The following is a 15,477-nucleotide window of genomic DNA, read 5'->3' on the forward strand; positions in this document are numbered from 1 at the left end:
ATGCCAGCATACCCCCGTGTGTACGTCGGGACTCGACGGGTACGGGGTGCGGTGAATGCAGTGTTGATCGGGCAGGATGGGGTTCATGGGATCGAGCGAGCAGAACGCCGGGCCGGCGACTGAGGCTTTCGAGACGCCGGTGGTGCCGGCTGACAAGCCTGTGGTGACAGCGGTTCCGGTGGATCGGACCGTGCTGGAGCAGCTGGTCGGCGGGACCTTTCACGATCCTCATCAGGTGCTCGGACCACACCTCGGCGAGCATGGTGTCACCGTCCGGGCGCTGCGCCCGTTCGCCCAGTCGGTCACCGTTCTGTACGACGACAAGCGGCTCGAGCTCCGGCACGAGTTCGAGGGTGTGTGGGTCGGCGTCCTCGACGTCGACAAGGTGCCCGAGTATCGCCTCCAGGTCAGCTACACCGACGGGCCCGCTGTCGAGGTCGACGACCCGTACCGCTACCTCCCGTCGCTCGGTGAGGTCGACCTGCACCTGATCGGCGAGGGCCGGCACGAGCAGCTCTGGACCGTGCTGGGTGCCCACGTGCGCCGGTACGACGGCCCGACCGGGACCGTCACGGGGACGTCGTTCGCCGTCTGGGCCCCGAACGCGCAAGGGATCCGCCTCACCGCGGACTTCAACTTCTGGGACGGCCGCGCGCATCCGCTGCGGTCACTGGGCGCGTCCGGCGTGTGGGAGCTGTTCGTCCCGGGCGTCGGCGCCGGGACGCGGTACAAGTTCGACATCTGCGGCCGGGACGGGGTCTGGCGGCAGAAGGCCGACCCGATGGCCAACCTGGCCGAGACTCCCCCGGCGAACGCGTCGGTCGTGCACGAGTCGTCGTACGAGTGGGACGACGCGGCCTGGCTGGAGCGGCGGACCGCGGCCCAGGCCTACGCCGAGCCGATGAGCGTCTACGAAGTGCACCTCGGGTCGTGGCGCAAGGGCCGGTCCTACCGCGAGCTGGCCGACGAGCTCGTTGCCTATGTCAACGACATGGGCTTCACCCACGTCGAGTTCATGCCGGTGATGGAGCATCCGTTCGGTGGCTCCTGGGGTTACCAGGTGACGTCGTACTTCGCGCCGACGGCGCGCTTCGGTGACCCGGACGACTTCCGGTTGCTGGTCGACCGGCTGCACCAGGCCGGCATCGGCGTCCTGGTCGACTGGGTGCCGGCGCACTTCCCGAAGGACGCCTGGGCGCTGGCCCGCTTCGACGGGACCCCGCTGTACGAGCACCCCGATCCGCGCCGCGGCGAGCAGCCGGACTGGGGCACGCTGGTCTTCGACTTCGGCCGTCCGCAGGTGCGGAACTTCCTGGTCGCGAACGCGCTCTACTGGGCCGAGGAGTACCACATCGACGGCCTGCGCGTGGACGCGGTCGCCTCGATGCTCTACCTGGACTACTCCCGCCAGGACGGCCAGTGGGTCCCGAACCAGTACGGCGGCCGGGAGAACCTGGAGGCCGTGTCGTTCCTGCAGGAGATGAACGCGACCCTCTACAAGCGCGTCCCCGGCGTCATCACCGTGGCCGAGGAGTCGACGTCGTGGCCGGGCGTCACCCGGGACACGCATCTGGGCGGCCTCGGGTTCGGCTTCAAGTGGAACATGGGCTGGATGAACGACTCGCTGCGCTACCTGGAGCACGAGCCGATCCACCGGCAGTACCACCACCACGAGCTGACGTTCTCGATGATGTACGCCTACTCGGAGAACTTCGTCCTCCCGCTGTCCCACGACGAGGTTGTGCACGGCAAAGGTTCGCTGCTGCGCAAGATGCCGGGCGACCGCTGGCAGCAGCTGGCGAACCTGCGCGCGTACCTGGCGATGATGTGGGCGCACCCGGGCAAGCAGCTGCTGTTCATGGGCTGCGAGTTCGGCCAGGAGTCGGAGTGGTCCGAGAAGGGCGAGCTCGACTGGTGGTTGCTGGACCACACCGACCACCGCGGCCTGCAGCAGCTGGTCCGCGACCTGAACGGCGTCTACAAGGACAACCCGGCGCTCTGGCGGACCGATCATTCGGCGGAGAAGTTCAGCTGGATCGACGCCAACGACGCGAGCAACAACATCTTCTCCTTCGTCCGGTACGGCGACGACGGCGAGCCGACGGTCGCCTGCATCGCGAACTTCTCCGCGATCCCGCACCACGGCTACCGCCTCGGCCTCCCGTACGGCGGCCGCTGGGAAGAGGTCGTCAACACCGACGCCGACGTGTACGGCGGATCCGGGGTCGGCAACTACGGCGCCGTCGAGGCGGACGGGCCGGAGTGGCACGGCATGACGACGAGCACCGAGCTGTCCGTCCCACCCCTGGCGACGGTGTACCTGCGCTTCACCGGGTAGCGTTCACGGGGTGACCGCCGTACATCCGCTGACCGATGGTGAAGTGACGCTGCGACTGTCGCGACAGGATCAGCAGGTGGTGAGCTTCGACGTCGAGCAGGGCAAGCCGCTCGGCATCGTCGAGGTACGCCGGACCACGCCTGGGGTCGGCCTGGTCGTCTGGGAGCTGGACGGCGGCCCCGAGGTCGCGCAGCGGGCCGTCCGCCTGCTGACGGAGTACGCCTTCGGCGAGCTCGAGCTGGAGCGGCTGCAGGTCGAGGTCGACCCGGCGATCCACGTATCCGCCCGGGTCGCGATCCGGTCCGGCTTCCGGCGCGAGGGCGTGCTGCGGGGTGCGGCGCTGGTGGCGGACGAGCGCCGTGATGTGGCCGTGTACGGGATGCGCAAGGACGACCCGCGCCCGGACACGTTGACGGGCTGGACCGCGTTGATGGACTCGACGCTGCCGAAGAAGCGGGTGATCGCGCATGTGGTCGTACGCGACACGGCTGGGCGGGTGCTGCTGTGTCAGGTCAGCTACAAGAACGATCTGGAGTTGCCGGGCGGCGTGGTCGAGCCGGATGAGGATCCGGCCACCGGCGCGTCCCGTGAGATGCAGGAGGAGCTCGGGGTCGCGTTGCCGCTGCTCGGCGTCCTCGCGATCGACTGGCTCCCGCGCTGGGAGGGCTGGGGCGACGCCGTGGAGATCCTGTACGACGGGGGCGTGCACGACCCGTCGTTGCTGGACACGCTGCAGCCGGACGGCTTCGAGATCCGCGGCATCTCCTGGCACGCACCGGATGCTCTGGAGGGGCTGGTGTCACCGTTGAACGCGCGCCGGCTGCCTGAGATCCTGCGGGACCCGTCTGTGCTGCACAACTTGAGCAACGGCTCCCCCATCACCTCGTGAGCCGCACTCTAGTGGACCAGGCGGATCGTCAACGGGTAGCGGTACTCGCGGCCGCTGGAGGCGGCCATGGTCGCGAGGATGATGAAGATCAGCGCCGCGATCGCGCCGATGATGATCAGCGGGACGATGATCAGGATCCCGAGACCGAAGGTGACCAGGATCAGGATCACCGCGATCGCGGAGTAGATCAGCAGCGAGAGCTGGAAGTTCAGGGACTCCAGCGCGTGCCGGCGAATGAAGTCGGACCGGTTCCGGTACACCAGCCAGATGACCAGTGGACACAGAAACCCCATCGCGAACCACGCCGCGACGAAGACTCCCACGTGGGCGATCATCCCCCACGTCCGCTCATCCGAGGCCGACAGCGGTGGCCCGGCGTTCGGCGTACTCATATTCCAGTGAAGCACACCGATTCCTTTTCGTGGGGTCGTCGGTCTGTACCGATGAAGACCTCATCGAGAAGGGCGCCACAATGGCCGAACTGACGTACGCCGTCGAGACCCAGGGAGCTGTGATGACGGGCGAGGCCGAGTTTGCCCGTCGCACCGAGCCGTTCCGGAAGGAACTGCTGGCGCACTGCTATCGCATGCTCGCCTCGGTGCACGAGGCCGAGGACGTCGTGCAAGAGACGTACCTGCGGGCGTGGCGTTCGTACTCGGCGTTCGAAGGCCGGTCGTCGATCCGGGTCTGGCTCTATCGCATCGCCACCAACGCCTGCCTGACCGCGCTCGAGCAGCGCGGCCGGCGGGCTCTTCCTTCTGGCCTCGGCGCGCCGGCCACTGATCTGGCCCCGGGACCTGTGGCGGCCGATGTGGCGTTCGTGGAGCCGATCGCGGACTCGTTGGTCCTGTCGGAGTCCAGCGACCCGGCAAGTATCGTGACCACGCGGGAGAGTCTGCGGCTGGCCTTGATCGCGGCTCTGCAATACCTTCCGGCCAAGCAGCGCGCCGTACTGATCCTCCGTGAGGTACTCGCGTTCCCGGCGGCCGAGGTCGCGACGATGCTCGACACGTCGGTCGCGGCGGTGAAGAGCACGCTGCAACGAGCGCGCGCCCGGCTCGACGAGACCGCGTTCGGTGAAATCACCGAGCCGACCGATCCGCGCGCTCAAGCCTTGCTGGCCGAGTACATCACCGGCTTCGAGAACGCCGACACCGCCGCCCTGGAGCGTGCTCTCCGAGCGGACGCGGCGATCGAAATGGTCGGCACCACCACCTGGTTCAACGGGCGGGTGATGTGCCTGCGCGTGCTCGCCGAGGCCGTCGGCTCACCTGGCGATTGGCGGATGCTCCCGATCGTCGCCAACGGCCAGCCCGCGGTCGGCGCGTACGTACGCAGCCCGGCCGGCGACTACGAGCCGTACGGCGTCGCCGTGCTCACTCCGGCTCCCACCGGCCTGACCCGCATCTCCGTGTTCAGCACCCCGAGCCTTGTCACGCACTTCGGCCTACCGGCGACACTTCCGGCTGACTGAACAGCTCAGCGGCTCGATGGGCCGTCGTGTGGGCCCATCGCGTCGTACTCATCAGCGCCAGCGCAACGACGCCGATCCCCAGGGCCGCCACCGGCCACCAGAGCAGATGTTCCGCGTCGGTGAACGCCTGCGGATCGCCGCCCGCCGTCGAGCCGACGACCGCGCCGGCGATCGCTACGCCCAGGGTGGTGCCGGTCTGACGGGCGGCGGAGGCCACCGAGCCCGCCAGACCGGCCATGGACAAGGGCATGCCGGACACAGCCGTGTTGGTGATCGGTGGGTTGACGGTCCCCAGGAAGATCCCGAAGAACAGATAGACCGCGAGCACCACCGGGAGCGGTGTTGCCGGCGCGAGCCACAACGAGCTCAGCGCACCGAGCGCCAGCGCTGAGCCGGCAACCACGAGTGGAAGCCGGGGACCGCGCGTACCGACCATCCGGCCCGCCGTGGGCGCGACGACGGTGATCACCACACCGACCGGGAGAAGACACAGCCCGGCCTCGAGTGCCGACAACCCGCGAACGTTCTGCAGATACAGCGTCGTGACGAACAAGAACGCGCCGAACCCGCAGAGCGCGAACAGCGCCATCAGGATCGCCGAACTGAATGGCACGCTCCGGAAGAGCCGCAGCTCGAGCATCGGATCGGTCCGCCGGGGCTCGTAGGCCAGCAAGGCCAGCGCCGCGAGTACGGCGACGCCCAGCGGCCCGAGGATTACCGGCGAGGTCCAGCCGCGGGTCTCGGACCCGATGATCGCGTACACGACGCACCCGAGCATCAGGATCACGAGAGCCTGACCGACCGGGTCGAAGCGCCGCGCCCGGTCCGCGCGCGACTCGGGCACGAAGAGCGCCGTACAGACGATCGCCACGATGACGACCGGAACGTTGACCCAGAAGATCGCCCGCCATCCGATGCTGTCGACGAGCGTCCCGCCGAGGATCGGCCCCAACGCGAGCGCCAGCCCGGACATCGACCCGAACACGCCGATGGCCCGCGCCCGCTCGGCCCGGTCCGGGAACGTGGTCGCGACGATCGCCATTGCCACCGGGTTGAGCATCGTGCCGCCGACCGCCTGCACCGCCCGCGCCGCGATCAACCACCCGGCCGTCGGCGCCAGGCTGCACAACAGCGACCCCAGCCCGAACGCGGCCAGCCCGATCATGAACACCCGCCGCCGCCCAACCCGATCGGCCGTGGACCCGGCGAGCAGCAGCAGGCTCGCCAGCACCAAGGTGTAGGCGTCGACGGTCCACTGCAACTGCGCGACCGACGCGCCCAGGTCCGCTCGCATCGCGGGCAAGGCGACCGTGACGATGGAAATGTCCATCACGACCACGACGATGCTCGCGCAACAGATCGCCAGCACCCCCAGCCGACGCCGCCGACTCAGCTCACCCGGACCACTGCGCTGCACCGCTGGAGCACTCATACCTGCGACGCTAGAATTTAGAGCGTGCTCGAAGTCAAACGGATCCCCGAGACCGGGATCACCATCGCCGAGGCCGCCCAGCGGACCGGGGTGAGCGTGCACACCCTGCGGTACTACGAGCGCGCCGGCCTGGTCGTCACCACCGTCGACCGCACCGCGAGCGGCCGCCGCCGGTACCACCAGCTCGACCTGGACTGGATTAAGGTCTGCACCCGCCTGCGCGCCACGGGCATGCCGATCAGAACCATTCGCCGGTACGCCGAACTCGTCACCGCCGGCCGCGGCAACGAGAAGGATCGCCTGGAGCTGCTCGAGTCCCACCGGGCCGAGGTGCTCACCAAGCTGGCCGAACTCCAGGAGAACCTCGAACTCATCGACCACAAGATCGACGTCTACCGCGGCCGCCTCCAAGCCGGCGACGCCGACCGCCTCTGGGCCCCCTCAGCCGATGAGGGCAGCGCGGCGAAGAGTTAGGAAGCGGCGTTCCGCTTCGTTGGCGGTCAGGGCGATGGCGGACTCGTAGGCGGCGGCTGCTTCGTGCGGGCGGTTCAGGCGGGCCAGGACGTCGGCCCGGGCCGCGGGGAGGTAGGCGTACGACGCCAGCGCCGGCTCCTTGCCGAGGGCATCCAGTTCGGTGAGGACCGCCTCGAGGTCGGCACCGGGGACGAGACTGTGCGCGGCGGCCCGGTTGAGCGCCACGATGGGAGTCGGCCAGCTGATCATCATCGCGTCGTACATCCGGACCACCTGGGTCCAGTTCGTCCGCTCCCACGACGGCGCCGTCACATGCAGCCCGGCCACGGCCGCCTGCAACACGAACCTCCCCTGCCCCTGCCCCAGCGCGGCCGTCGCCCGGGACACACCCTCCGCCAGCATCCGCGCATCCCAGCGCGACCGATCCTGATCCGCCAGCAGCACCAGCTCCCCGTCCTCGCTGACCCGCGCATCCCCGCGCGCCTCCGTCATCAGCAACAACCCCAGCAACGCCTGCGGCTCCGGCTCGTCCGGCATCAACCGCACCAGCAACCGTGCCAACTCCACCGCCCGCCCGGTCAGATCCGTCCGGGTCAGCTCCGGCCCCGCCGCCACGTGTCCGGCTGTATACACCAGGTGCACCACCGTCAGTACGACATCCAGCCGCGCCGGCAACTCGTGATCGGCAGGGATCCGGTACGGGATCCCTGCCGCCGCGATCTTCTTCTTCGCCCGGGTGATCCGCGCGGCCGCCGTCGGCTCAGTGATCAACAGAACGGCCGCCACCTCGCGCGTGGTCAGTCCGCAGATCAGCCGCAGCGTCAACGCCACCTGCGAGTCCCGCGCCAGCGCCGGGTGACAGCAAGTGAACACGAGTCGCAGCGGATCCGTCGGGTGCTCCACGTCCCCCGGCGCCACCGGATCCTCGACCAGTAACGGGAGTTTCCGCCACAGAGTCGTCTCCCGGCGCAGCCGATCGAGCGCGAGGCGCCGCGCGACGGTCGTCAGCCAGCCACCCGGATTCGCCGGGATCCCGTCCGGCCAGGTCCGCAACGCCTGGACGAACGCGTCCTGCGTGCAGTCCTCGGCCAGGTCCAGGTCCCGGGTCAGCCGCACGACGGACGCCAGGACGGTCGACCAACTCTCCCGGTGCGCGCGATCCACCACCCGGGCCACCTCGACCGCGGAGGCCGTCGGTGTACCCGGCTGGTGGACCATGGTCAGGCCGTCGGTCCGGAGCCCTCGGACGTGGGCATGACCGGCCGGACCTCGATGTTGCCGGACGGGCAGAGCTTGGCGAGCTCGAGGGCCTGGTCAAGGTCACGCGCCTCGATCACGTAGAACCCGCCGAGAGCTTCCTTGGTCTCGATGAACGGGCCGTCGGTGACGAGTGGCTCGGCACCCTCGCGGTTCTTGACCGTGCTCGCCGTGCTGGACCGCTCCAGGGCCTCCCCGCCGAGGATCCGCGCCCCGGCCTTCTCGACCGCCTCCGAGAAGGCACCGTGCAGCTTCATCGCCTGCTGCCACTCCTCCGCGGTGATGTTGTCGTACCACTCTTCGCTGTCGAACAGCAGGAACATGTACTGCGCCATCTCTCCGGCTCCCCTTGGTCGCGCGCTGTCTAGCGCTTCTACTGAACATCTTGCTGACGAATGGCGCCGCACGGAATCGACAACGCCGGGAAGGAATGTTCACTACTGTTGAGTACATGGAACACCTCGACGTCCTGATCGTCGGCGCCGGGCTGTCCGGTATCGGCGCCGCCTACCGGTTGCAGACCCAGTCCCCGGACCGGTCGTACGCGATCCTGGAGGCCCGGGACAGCATGGGCGGCACCTGGGACCTGTTCCGCTACCCCGGCGTCCGCTCGGACTCGGACATGTTCACGCTCGGGTTCCCGTTCCATCCCTGGAAGGCGGCCAAGGCGATCGCGGACGGCCCGTCGATCCTGGAATACCTCCACGAGACCGCCTCCACCTACGGCATCGACAAGCACATCCGCTTCGGCGAACGCGTCGTACGGGCGTCCTGGTCGTCGGAGGACGCGCAGTGGACCGTGGCGACGAGTCAGGCGTCGTACACGTGCTCCTTCTTGTACGCGTGCAGTGGGTACTACGACTACGACGCGGGCTATGTGGTCGACTTCCCGGGGCAGAGTGAGTTCCAGGGGCAGATCGTCCACCCTCAGCATTGGCCGGACGACTTGGACTACACCGGTCAGCGAGTGGTCGTGATCGGCAGCGGCGCGACCGCGGTGACGCTCGTGCCGGCCATGGCTCGCACGGCGGAGCACGTGACGATGCTGCAGCGTTCACCTAGCTATGTGGCGTCCAGACCGGCTCATGACGCGTTCTCCGACCGGTTGCGCGCCGTACTGCCCGAGAAGCTCGCCCATCGACTCATCCGCGGTAAGAACGTTGCCTTCAGTACAGCGGTCTACAGCGCGTTCCGGAGGTGGCCGGCGCATGCTGCCTGGCTGCTGAACAGCACAGTCGCCAAGGAACTGCCGGAGTCGATCCCGGTGGACCCGCACTTCACTCCCCGCTACAAGCCCTGGGATCAGCGGTTGTGTCTGGTGCCGGATGCGGACCTGTTCGAGGTGCTGCGCGATGGCTCGGCAGCTGTGGTCACCGACGAGATCGAGACGTTCACACCGACCGGTCTGCGGCTGCGGTCGGGTCAGGAGCTGCCGGCGGATCTGGTGGTCACCGCGACTGGCCTCCGCATGGTTGCGCTCGGCAACATCCAGCTGACGGTCGACGGCCAGGTGGTGAAGCCGCATGACACCTTTGTCTACAAGGGGATGATGCTGAGCGGCGTACCGAACCTGGCGTGGTGCATCGGCTACACCAACAACTCCTGGACGCTCCGCTCCGACCTGACGTCGCAGTACGTGTGCCGGCTGCTCAACCACCTCACCACGACCGGCACCAGCATCTGCGTCCCCGAGATCGACCCAGCCGAGTACGACGCTCCCCCACGGCCCGTGGTCGACCTGTCGTCGGGCTACATCCGGCGTGCCGCCGCCATCCTGCCGCGCCAGGGCTCCACCGGCCCCTGGCGCCTGCGGCAGAACTACCCTCGCGACCTGCTGAGCCTTCGCTTCAGCCCGGTCGCCGACGGCACCATGCGCTTCACGACGGCTACGGGACCGGGACCGGCGGCCGCGGGCCGACGTACGTCGCGATCGGCCTGATGATCTTGGGGTCGGTGGCCTGCTCGAGGATGTTGGCGGACCAGCCGATCACGCGGCTGACGGCGAACGTCGGCGTGAACATCGCGCGCGGGACACCACAGAGCTCCATCACCACACCGGCATAGAACTCGACGTTCGCGTAGAGGTTGCGGCCGGGCTTGAGCTCGGCCAGGACGTCGACGATGCGCTGCTCGACGGTGGTGGCGAAGTCGACCAGGTCGCCGCCGATGCCGCGGGCGATGTCGCGCAGCATCAGCGAGCGGGGGTCCTCGGTCCGATAGACCGCGTGACCGAAGCCCATGATCCGGTCGCCGGCCGACACCTTCTCCCGCACCCATGCGTCGATGCGATCCGGCGTACCGATCTCGTCGAGGCTCGCCAGCGCCCGGTCCGGCGCGCCACCATGCAGCGGCCCGGAGAAGGCCCCGATCGCACCGGCAATGGCGGACACGACGTCCGCACCGGTCGACGCGATGACGCGCGCGGTGAACGTCGATGCGTTGAAGCCGTGGTCCACGGTGGCGACCAGGTAGTGCTCGATCGCCGTCGCCTCTACTGCGCTCGGCTCGCGGCCCGTCACCAGGTACAGCCAGTTGGCCGCGGCGGTCAGGTCGGCGCGTGGCTCCAGCGGCTCGAGTCCTTCGCGGAGCCGGTACAGCGCCGCCAGGATCGTCGGCGTCACCGCGCACACCAGCATCGCGTCGGCCTTCCGGCGGGCCGGATCGGCGTCCCACAGCGGCGGCAGACTCCGTACGGCGGCCAGGAGCGACAACGCCGTGCGGAGACCGGCCAGCGGATTGAACTTCGGACCTGCGGCCGCGATCGCGGGCAGGACCGTGGTGACCTCGTCGGGCAGCACGCGCAGCGGAGCCAGCTCGGCGATGAAGCGTTCCCGCTCCGCCGCGGTCGGGAGGTGTCCCTCGAACATCAGGAACCAGACGTCTTCGAGCGTCTTCGACTTGGCGAGATCGATCGCCGAGTACTCGCGGTAGTGGTAGAACCCCTCGTCGCCCCGGACGTCGCCGAGGGTCGTCTCGGTGACGACGACGTTGCGCAGGCCGGGCGGAACATTGATTGTTGTTGACATATCTTCAGAGTTGACAGGCAATCAACTATTGTCAATATTGATCCAGTCAACATGAACGCTCGGAGGAGCGCGGATGCCGTCCCAGAGTGACGAGAATTACCTGACCACGGCCGAGGTCGCGCGCCGGCTGCAGGTGAAGCCGGAGACGATCTACGCCTACGTCAGCCGCGGGCTGCTGACGAGCGTCCGGGCCCGGGGGCGTCGCGGCAGCCTGTTCGCGGTGGCCGACGTCGAGCGGCTGGCGAGCAGGTCCGTCGAGCACTCGGGGGTGGTCGAGCGGATCGAGACGGAGCTCACCCTGCTGCAGGACGACGAGCTCTACTACCGAGGTCATTCGGTGCGCGAGCTCGCCGCCGAGTGGACCCCCGAAGCAGTAGCCCACCTCCTCTGGACCGGTGAGCTGAGGGAGCGGCCGAGCTGTCCGGTGGAGCGTGAGTCTGTGCTGCTGGCCCGATCCGCGATGGAGGTGGTTCCGAGCACGGCACGCTTGACGGACCAACTGCGCGTGGCTGTCGCCGTACTGGGGGCTGCCGATCCGTTGCGCTTCGACCTGGCCCCCGGCTCGGTCACCGCGGCGGCCGAGCGACTCCTCGGCGCACTGGTCACCGCCTTACCCGGCCCCACCGACTACGTCCGGGAGACGCTCGGCGCCCGGCTCTGGCCGAAGCTGTCCTCCCAGCCGCCACGCCCGGAGGTGCTCGACGCGGCGCTGATCCTGCTGGCCGATCACGGGCTCGCCGTCTCGACGGTGGCAGCACGAGTCGCCGCCAGCGCCCGGGCGAACCTGTATGCCGTGCTGTCAGCCGGGCTAGGTGCACTGGACGGGCAGTACCACGGAGCGGCGCCGACGCTGGCCTACGAGTTCCTGGAGCGGGCGCAGCGGGATCCGTTGGGTGCGTTGTCGGATCAGCTGCGATCAGGTGAGCCGGTGCCCGGCTTCGGACACAGGATCTACCAGCACCGCGACCCAAGGGCCGAGGTGCTCCTCGGGCTACTCGGGGACCATCGGATCGTGGAGACGGTCACCACGATCGCCGCCCGGGCGCCGGGTTTCCCGAACAGCGATCTGGCCATCGCGGCGATGATGCACGCTTACGACTTCCGCCCGGATGCCGGGGACGCGTTGTTCGCCCTGGCACGCATGATCGGCTGGACCGCGCACGCCTTGGAGGAGTACGCGGCCCCAGCCCTCCGCTTCCGCGCCATGGGTGTCTACACCGGCGAGACCGCCTGACCAACTGATCCGCCGAGCTTCACCAGGGTTGCCGCACCGGGCGCCAGGTCGACCGGGATGGGAGCAACCGGACGGGCCGTGTAGGTCTGGGTGGCCGGCTCGAAGAGGCCGACCGCGCCAACCGTCTGCTGGTTCGGCGTGACGACGGCCCGTGCGCGTTCGTGATGGGAGCGGTTGGCGACCAGCAGCCAGCGGTCGGTGGAAGTGGTGTCGCGAGAGTGGAAGGTACCGATGACCACCGGGCTCCCGGAGACGCCGGTCACCAGGTTCGTGGGGGTGAAACCGACGGCACCGTTGGGCAACGGGGTTTCGTTGGCATGGGCAACGGACTCCGACACCAGCGGCTTCAGCTCACGCCCGACCTGATGCAGCCAGGTCGTGTTGATCTGCCGGGCGGCGGCGTACCGCGGGGTGCGCCGGCCGTCGACCGTGATCAACGCCGGCCCGAACCCTTCGCCGCGCGCAGCCTCGGGAGTCCAGTAAGTGAAGTACTGGATGCCCTTCGCACCGTAGGCCAGGCTGATGTTGACCTGCCAGAGCAGCTCGGCCGCGGTCGGTTCGCGGTGGTTGTTGTAGGCAAGCGTCTGGATGAACACCCACGACGGGATGTCACCGTGCAGCGCGGCATCCCGGACGATCGCCCAGTTGTGGAAGTAGTTCGCGTCCTCGCGGCCCTCGGACAGCAGCGGGTACCGGTCGAACGAGATCAGGGACGGCTTCACCACATCGACGAAACCGCGGTAGTACGCCGGGTCGTCGGACGGGAACAGGTTGATGTACGGCAGCAGTCCCGGGGCCAGCTCGCGCGAGATCGCGACCGCCTTCGCCAGCGAGCCGAACCAGCCCGGGCCGGGTTCGTCGTACAGGTTGAAGCCGGCCAGCGACGAGAACGGCCCGTAGGCGTCGCGGGCGCGGATGTAGAGGGCGCTCGCCTCGGCCGGCGTGACACTGAGGTTGTCGGCGGGGTTGTCGGAGATCGAGAACCAGCGGGACATGTTGCGGATCTGGATGTCGTCGGAGATCAGCATCTGCAGGCCGGCGGTGCGGGCGAGGCCGAGCTGGTACTGGAAGATGTTGCCGTCGCCGGCGTAGTTGCCCGAGATGACGAAGCCGAACCCGGCGGACTTGATCTCGGCGAACCGCTCCGCCGTACTCGCGTACGGATGCGGCGGCCAGAACAAACCGATCGGGAAGTCCGGTCCGCCCGTCAACGGAAGGTCATCCGGCGAGGGGACGGCGGCGGGTACGACGGCCGCCGTGCCAGGCACCCCAGCAGCGACAGCGGTCGAGGTGGTGGCGGCGGTCAAGGCGGTGGCACCGGCGCCGAGGAGCAGCGTCCGGCGGCTGGGGCCAAGGGTTTGGTGCGGGCTCTGCATGGTTCTCCTTCGGAGGGCGGTCGAACGGAGTAATCAGGAGCGAGCGGTCAAAGACCTCAGGACCGCCGTCGATGATCGGCGACGGCGTCCGCGGTGGCGTCGAAGGCCTGCTCCGCCAAGGGGTAATCGCGCTGGGCAACACCGAGATACAGCGCGTCGAGGACGATCATCTGGGCATGCCGGCCGGACAGTCCGCCGGTCCGGAAGGTGACGTCGCGGGCAGCAGTGACCAGTACGACGTCCGCCGTCCGCGCGAGCGGGGATCGCGGGTAGTTGGTGATGGCAACAGTCGTCGCACCCTGCCGGCCGGCCCGGCCGAGTGGCTCGAGCACCTCGATCGTCTCGCCACTGTGCGAGATGCCGATCGCGACATCGCCGACACCGAGCAACGCCGAGCTGGCGAGCGCGGTGTGCACGTCGTTCCACGTCGAGGCGGCGCGGCCGATCCGGTGCAGCCGGAGGCGGAGGTCCTCGGCGACCGACGCGGATCCGGCGACGGCGTACAGGTCGATCCGGCGCGCGTCGGAGATCGCCTGGATGGCCCGGCCGAGCGCGTCCCGGTCGAGCGACGCGACGGTGTCCTCGAGGGCGCGGGTGTCGGCGCGCAAGAGAGTCCGGAGGACATCGTCGAGCGAATCGTCCGGCCCGACCTCGGAGCCGGTCCCCCGCTCCCAGCTGATGCTGCTGCGCCCGCTCTCGGCCGCGAGCGCGAGCCGGAGCTCGGCGTACCCGGACAGGCCGAGCGCGAGGCAGAACCGCGTCACGCTCGGCAGCGACGTACCGCATCGGGCCGCGAGCTGGCCGATCGTCGACGAGGCCACCGCGGCCGGATCCCGCAGGACCTCGGTCGCGATCCGGGCCTGCGCCGGGCTGAGCGCCGGCAGCAGGCCGTGGATCCGCGCCTCCAGGCTCGGCGGTGGCGTCTCGGCGAGAACCGTCATGTGAATAATTCTCGGAGCACGTCAGCGACGATTACAAGCGTTCACAGCTGACCGATTCCGGCCAGCTGCGTCGACTCAGAACAGCGTTCGACTCAGAACAGGGCGGACATCAGGCGGCGGCGCGCCTTGATGACGCGGTCGTCGTCGGCACCGACGACCTCGAAGAGCTCGAGCAGGTGCAGGCGGACGGTGTTGCGGTCGTCGCCCGAGGTCGCCTGGACCGTGGCGATCAGCCGGTTGAACGCGTCGTCGACGTGCCCGCCCATCAGGTCGACATCGGCGACCAGCAGCTGCGCCTCGACATCGGCCGGGTTGTCCGCTGCCCGCGTCCGCACCTCGGCCGGCACGTCCTGCGTGCGCTTGACCAGCTGCACCCGCGCCAGCCCCGACTTCGCCTCGGCGTCGCCCGGCGTCTCCTTGAGCAACTCCTCGTACGCCGCGATCGCGCCGTCCAGGTCACCCGCGCCGACCGCGTTCTCGGCCTTCTCGTACCGCGGGTTCGGCGGCGGCTCCTCCTCGTCCTCGGAGGTCTCGGCCGCCGGACCGACCGGCTCGGCCCGGCCGGTGATGCCGTTCGCGACCGCCACGGTGAGCAGTTGGTCGAAGTACTGCCGGGCCTCCGGCTCGCCGACCGGGCCCTGGAACAGCGGGACGACCTGTCCCCGCAGGACGGCGATCACCAGCGGAATCGTCTGCACACCGACCGCCTGGGCCAGCTGCGGATTCGCGTCGATGTCGATCCGGGCCAGCAGGAACTTCCCGGCGTACTCGGTCGACAGCCGGGCCAGCACCGGGCCGAGCGCGTTGGAGGCCTCCGAGCGCGGCGACCAGAACTCGACCACGACCGGGACCTGCAGGGACCGCTCGATCACATCGGCCTGGAAGGTCGGCTCGCTCACGTTCAGCACATACGATCCCGCGGCGCCGCCGCCACCGGCCGGCGCTCCAGAACCGGCCGGACCGGCCGGTGCACCAGCGTTGCGCAGGGACGACAGATCGATCGCCCCGGGACGGGAGAAGTTCGACTGACTCACGA

At 69.0% G+C, this 15,477-nt stretch carries 14 protein-coding genes; 6 read left to right on the forward strand and 8 right to left on the reverse strand.

Annotated features, from left to right (window positions below):
* Nucleotides 1-85: 85 nt before the first annotated feature.
* Together glgB and ACZ3HV_RS17035 are read left to right on the forward strand one after the other, a co-directional pair.
* Nucleotides 86-2,338, forward strand: coding sequence for a 1,4-alpha-glucan branching protein GlgB (gene glgB, locus ACZ3HV_RS17030; protein ID WP_465685276.1), 2,253 nt, complete (start codon nucleotides 86-88; stop codon nucleotides 2,336-2,338).
* A gap of 10 nt (nucleotides 2,339-2,348) precedes the next feature.
* On the forward strand, nucleotides 2,349-3,227 hold the full coding sequence (locus tag ACZ3HV_RS17035; protein ID WP_465685278.1) for an NUDIX hydrolase: 879 nt from the start codon (nucleotides 2,349-2,351) through the stop codon (nucleotides 3,225-3,227).
* Nucleotides 3,228-3,235: 8 nt separating this feature from the next.
* On the opposite strand, the gene ACZ3HV_RS17040 is transcribed toward ACZ3HV_RS17035, so the two are convergent.
* Nucleotides 3,236-3,634: a DUF4870 domain-containing protein gene (locus ACZ3HV_RS17040; protein ID WP_465685280.1), complete on the reverse strand. Its 399-nt coding sequence runs from the start codon at nucleotides 3,632-3,634 to the stop codon at nucleotides 3,236-3,238.
* A 65-nt stretch (nucleotides 3,635-3,699) separates the two neighbouring features.
* Between ACZ3HV_RS17040 and ACZ3HV_RS17045 the strand changes: the two genes are divergently transcribed.
* Nucleotides 3,700-4,701, forward strand: a complete 1,002-nt coding sequence (locus ACZ3HV_RS17045) for a sigma-70 family RNA polymerase sigma factor (protein WP_465685282.1) — start codon at nucleotides 3,700-3,702, stop codon at nucleotides 4,699-4,701.
* Here ACZ3HV_RS17045 and ACZ3HV_RS17050 read toward each other — a convergent pair.
* The gene (locus ACZ3HV_RS17050) at nucleotides 4,661-6,133 is read right to left on the reverse strand and encodes an MFS transporter (protein ID WP_465685284.1); all 1,473 of its coding nucleotides are present in this window, start codon (nucleotides 6,131-6,133) and stop codon (nucleotides 4,661-4,663) included. The genes ACZ3HV_RS17045 and ACZ3HV_RS17050 overlap by 41 nt on opposite strands.
* A gap of 24 nt (nucleotides 6,134-6,157) precedes the next feature.
* On the opposite strand from ACZ3HV_RS17050, the gene ACZ3HV_RS17055 reads away from it, so the two are divergent.
* Entirely contained in the window at nucleotides 6,158-6,607 is a 450-nt protein-coding gene (locus tag ACZ3HV_RS17055) for a MerR family transcriptional regulator (RefSeq protein ID WP_360376828.1), read from the forward strand.
* Here ACZ3HV_RS17055 and ACZ3HV_RS17060 read toward each other — a convergent pair.
* Together ACZ3HV_RS17060 and ACZ3HV_RS17065 are read right to left on the reverse strand one after the other, a co-directional pair.
* Entirely contained in the window at nucleotides 6,575-7,825 is a 1,251-nt protein-coding gene (locus tag ACZ3HV_RS17060; RefSeq protein WP_465685286.1) for an RNA polymerase sigma factor, read from the reverse strand. The two genes, ACZ3HV_RS17055 and ACZ3HV_RS17060, sit on opposite strands and share 33 nt — an antisense overlap.
* A gap of 2 nt (nucleotides 7,826-7,827) precedes the next feature.
* Nucleotides 7,828-8,199, reverse strand: a complete 372-nt coding sequence (locus tag ACZ3HV_RS17065; protein WP_360376822.1) for a YciI family protein — start codon at nucleotides 8,197-8,199, stop codon at nucleotides 7,828-7,830.
* A gap of 95 nt (nucleotides 8,200-8,294) precedes the next feature.
* On the opposite strand from ACZ3HV_RS17065, the gene ACZ3HV_RS17070 reads away from it, so the two are divergent.
* Complete coding sequence (locus ACZ3HV_RS17070; protein ID WP_465685288.1) at nucleotides 8,295-9,803, forward strand: flavin-containing monooxygenase; 1,509 nt, start codon at nucleotides 8,295-8,297, stop codon at nucleotides 9,801-9,803.
* Here ACZ3HV_RS17070 and ACZ3HV_RS17075 read toward each other — a convergent pair.
* Entirely contained in the window at nucleotides 9,751-10,890 is a 1,140-nt protein-coding gene (locus tag ACZ3HV_RS17075; RefSeq protein ID WP_465685290.1) for a citrate/2-methylcitrate synthase, read from the reverse strand. The two genes, ACZ3HV_RS17070 and ACZ3HV_RS17075, sit on opposite strands and share 53 nt — an antisense overlap.
* 73 nt (nucleotides 10,891-10,963) lie before the next feature.
* Here ACZ3HV_RS17075 and ACZ3HV_RS17080 point away from each other — a divergent pair, with 73 nt between their 5' ends.
* Entirely contained in the window at nucleotides 10,964-12,124 is a 1,161-nt protein-coding gene (locus ACZ3HV_RS17080; RefSeq protein WP_465685292.1) for a citrate/2-methylcitrate synthase, read from the forward strand.
* Here the strand turns inward: ACZ3HV_RS17080 and ACZ3HV_RS17085 are convergent.
* The 3 genes from ACZ3HV_RS17085 to ACZ3HV_RS17095 form a co-directional block, all read right to left on the reverse strand.
* On the reverse strand, nucleotides 12,103-13,500 hold the full coding sequence (locus ACZ3HV_RS17085; protein ID WP_465685294.1) for a hypothetical protein: 1,398 nt from the start codon (nucleotides 13,498-13,500) through the stop codon (nucleotides 12,103-12,105). The genes ACZ3HV_RS17080 and ACZ3HV_RS17085 overlap by 22 nt on opposite strands.
* Before the next feature lie 56 nt (nucleotides 13,501-13,556).
* On the reverse strand, nucleotides 13,557-14,441 hold the full coding sequence (locus ACZ3HV_RS17090) for a MurR/RpiR family transcriptional regulator (RefSeq protein ID WP_360376807.1): 885 nt from the start codon (nucleotides 14,439-14,441) through the stop codon (nucleotides 13,557-13,559).
* A gap of 92 nt (nucleotides 14,442-14,533) precedes the next feature.
* The gene (locus ACZ3HV_RS17095) at nucleotides 14,534-15,475 is read right to left on the reverse strand and encodes a co-chaperone YbbN (RefSeq protein ID WP_465685296.1); all 942 of its coding nucleotides are present in this window, start codon (nucleotides 15,473-15,475) and stop codon (nucleotides 14,534-14,536) included.
* Between the last annotated feature and the right edge of the window lie 2 nt (nucleotides 15,476-15,477).

The sequence above is a fragment of the Kribbella sp. NPDC020701 genome (assembly GCF_055562215.1).

Bases quoted from the DNA above. Each gene is read 5' to 3' on its own strand.
- glgB (WP_465685276.1), top strand. From the start codon at position 86: ATGGGATCGAGCGAGCAGAACGCCGGGCCGGCGACTGAGGCTTTCGAG.
- ACZ3HV_RS17045 (WP_465685282.1), top strand. From the start codon at position 3,700: ATGGCCGAACTGACGTACGCCGTCGAGACCCAGGGAGCTGTGATGACG.
- ACZ3HV_RS17050 (WP_465685284.1), bottom strand. From the start codon at position 6,133: ATGAGTGCTCCAGCGGTGCAGCGCAGTGGTCCGGGTGAGCTGAGTCGG.
- ACZ3HV_RS17060 (WP_465685286.1), bottom strand. From the start codon at position 7,825: ATGGTCCACCAGCCGGGTACACCGACGGCCTCCGCGGTCGAGGTGGCC.
- ACZ3HV_RS17065 (WP_360376822.1), bottom strand. From the start codon at position 8,199: ATGGCGCAGTACATGTTCCTGCTGTTCGACAGCGAAGAGTGGTACGAC.
- ACZ3HV_RS17070 (WP_465685288.1), top strand. From the start codon at position 8,295: ATGTTCACTACTGTTGAGTACATGGAACACCTCGACGTCCTGATCGTC.
- ACZ3HV_RS17075 (WP_465685290.1), bottom strand. From the start codon at position 10,890: ATGTCAACAACAATCAATGTTCCGCCCGGCCTGCGCAACGTCGTCGTC.
- ACZ3HV_RS17080 (WP_465685292.1), top strand. From the start codon at position 10,964: ATGCCGTCCCAGAGTGACGAGAATTACCTGACCACGGCCGAGGTCGCG.
- ACZ3HV_RS17085 (WP_465685294.1), bottom strand. From the start codon at position 13,500: ATGCAGAGCCCGCACCAAACCCTTGGCCCCAGCCGCCGGACGCTGCTC.
- ACZ3HV_RS17090 (WP_360376807.1), bottom strand. From the start codon at position 14,441: ATGACGGTTCTCGCCGAGACGCCACCGCCGAGCCTGGAGGCGCGGATC.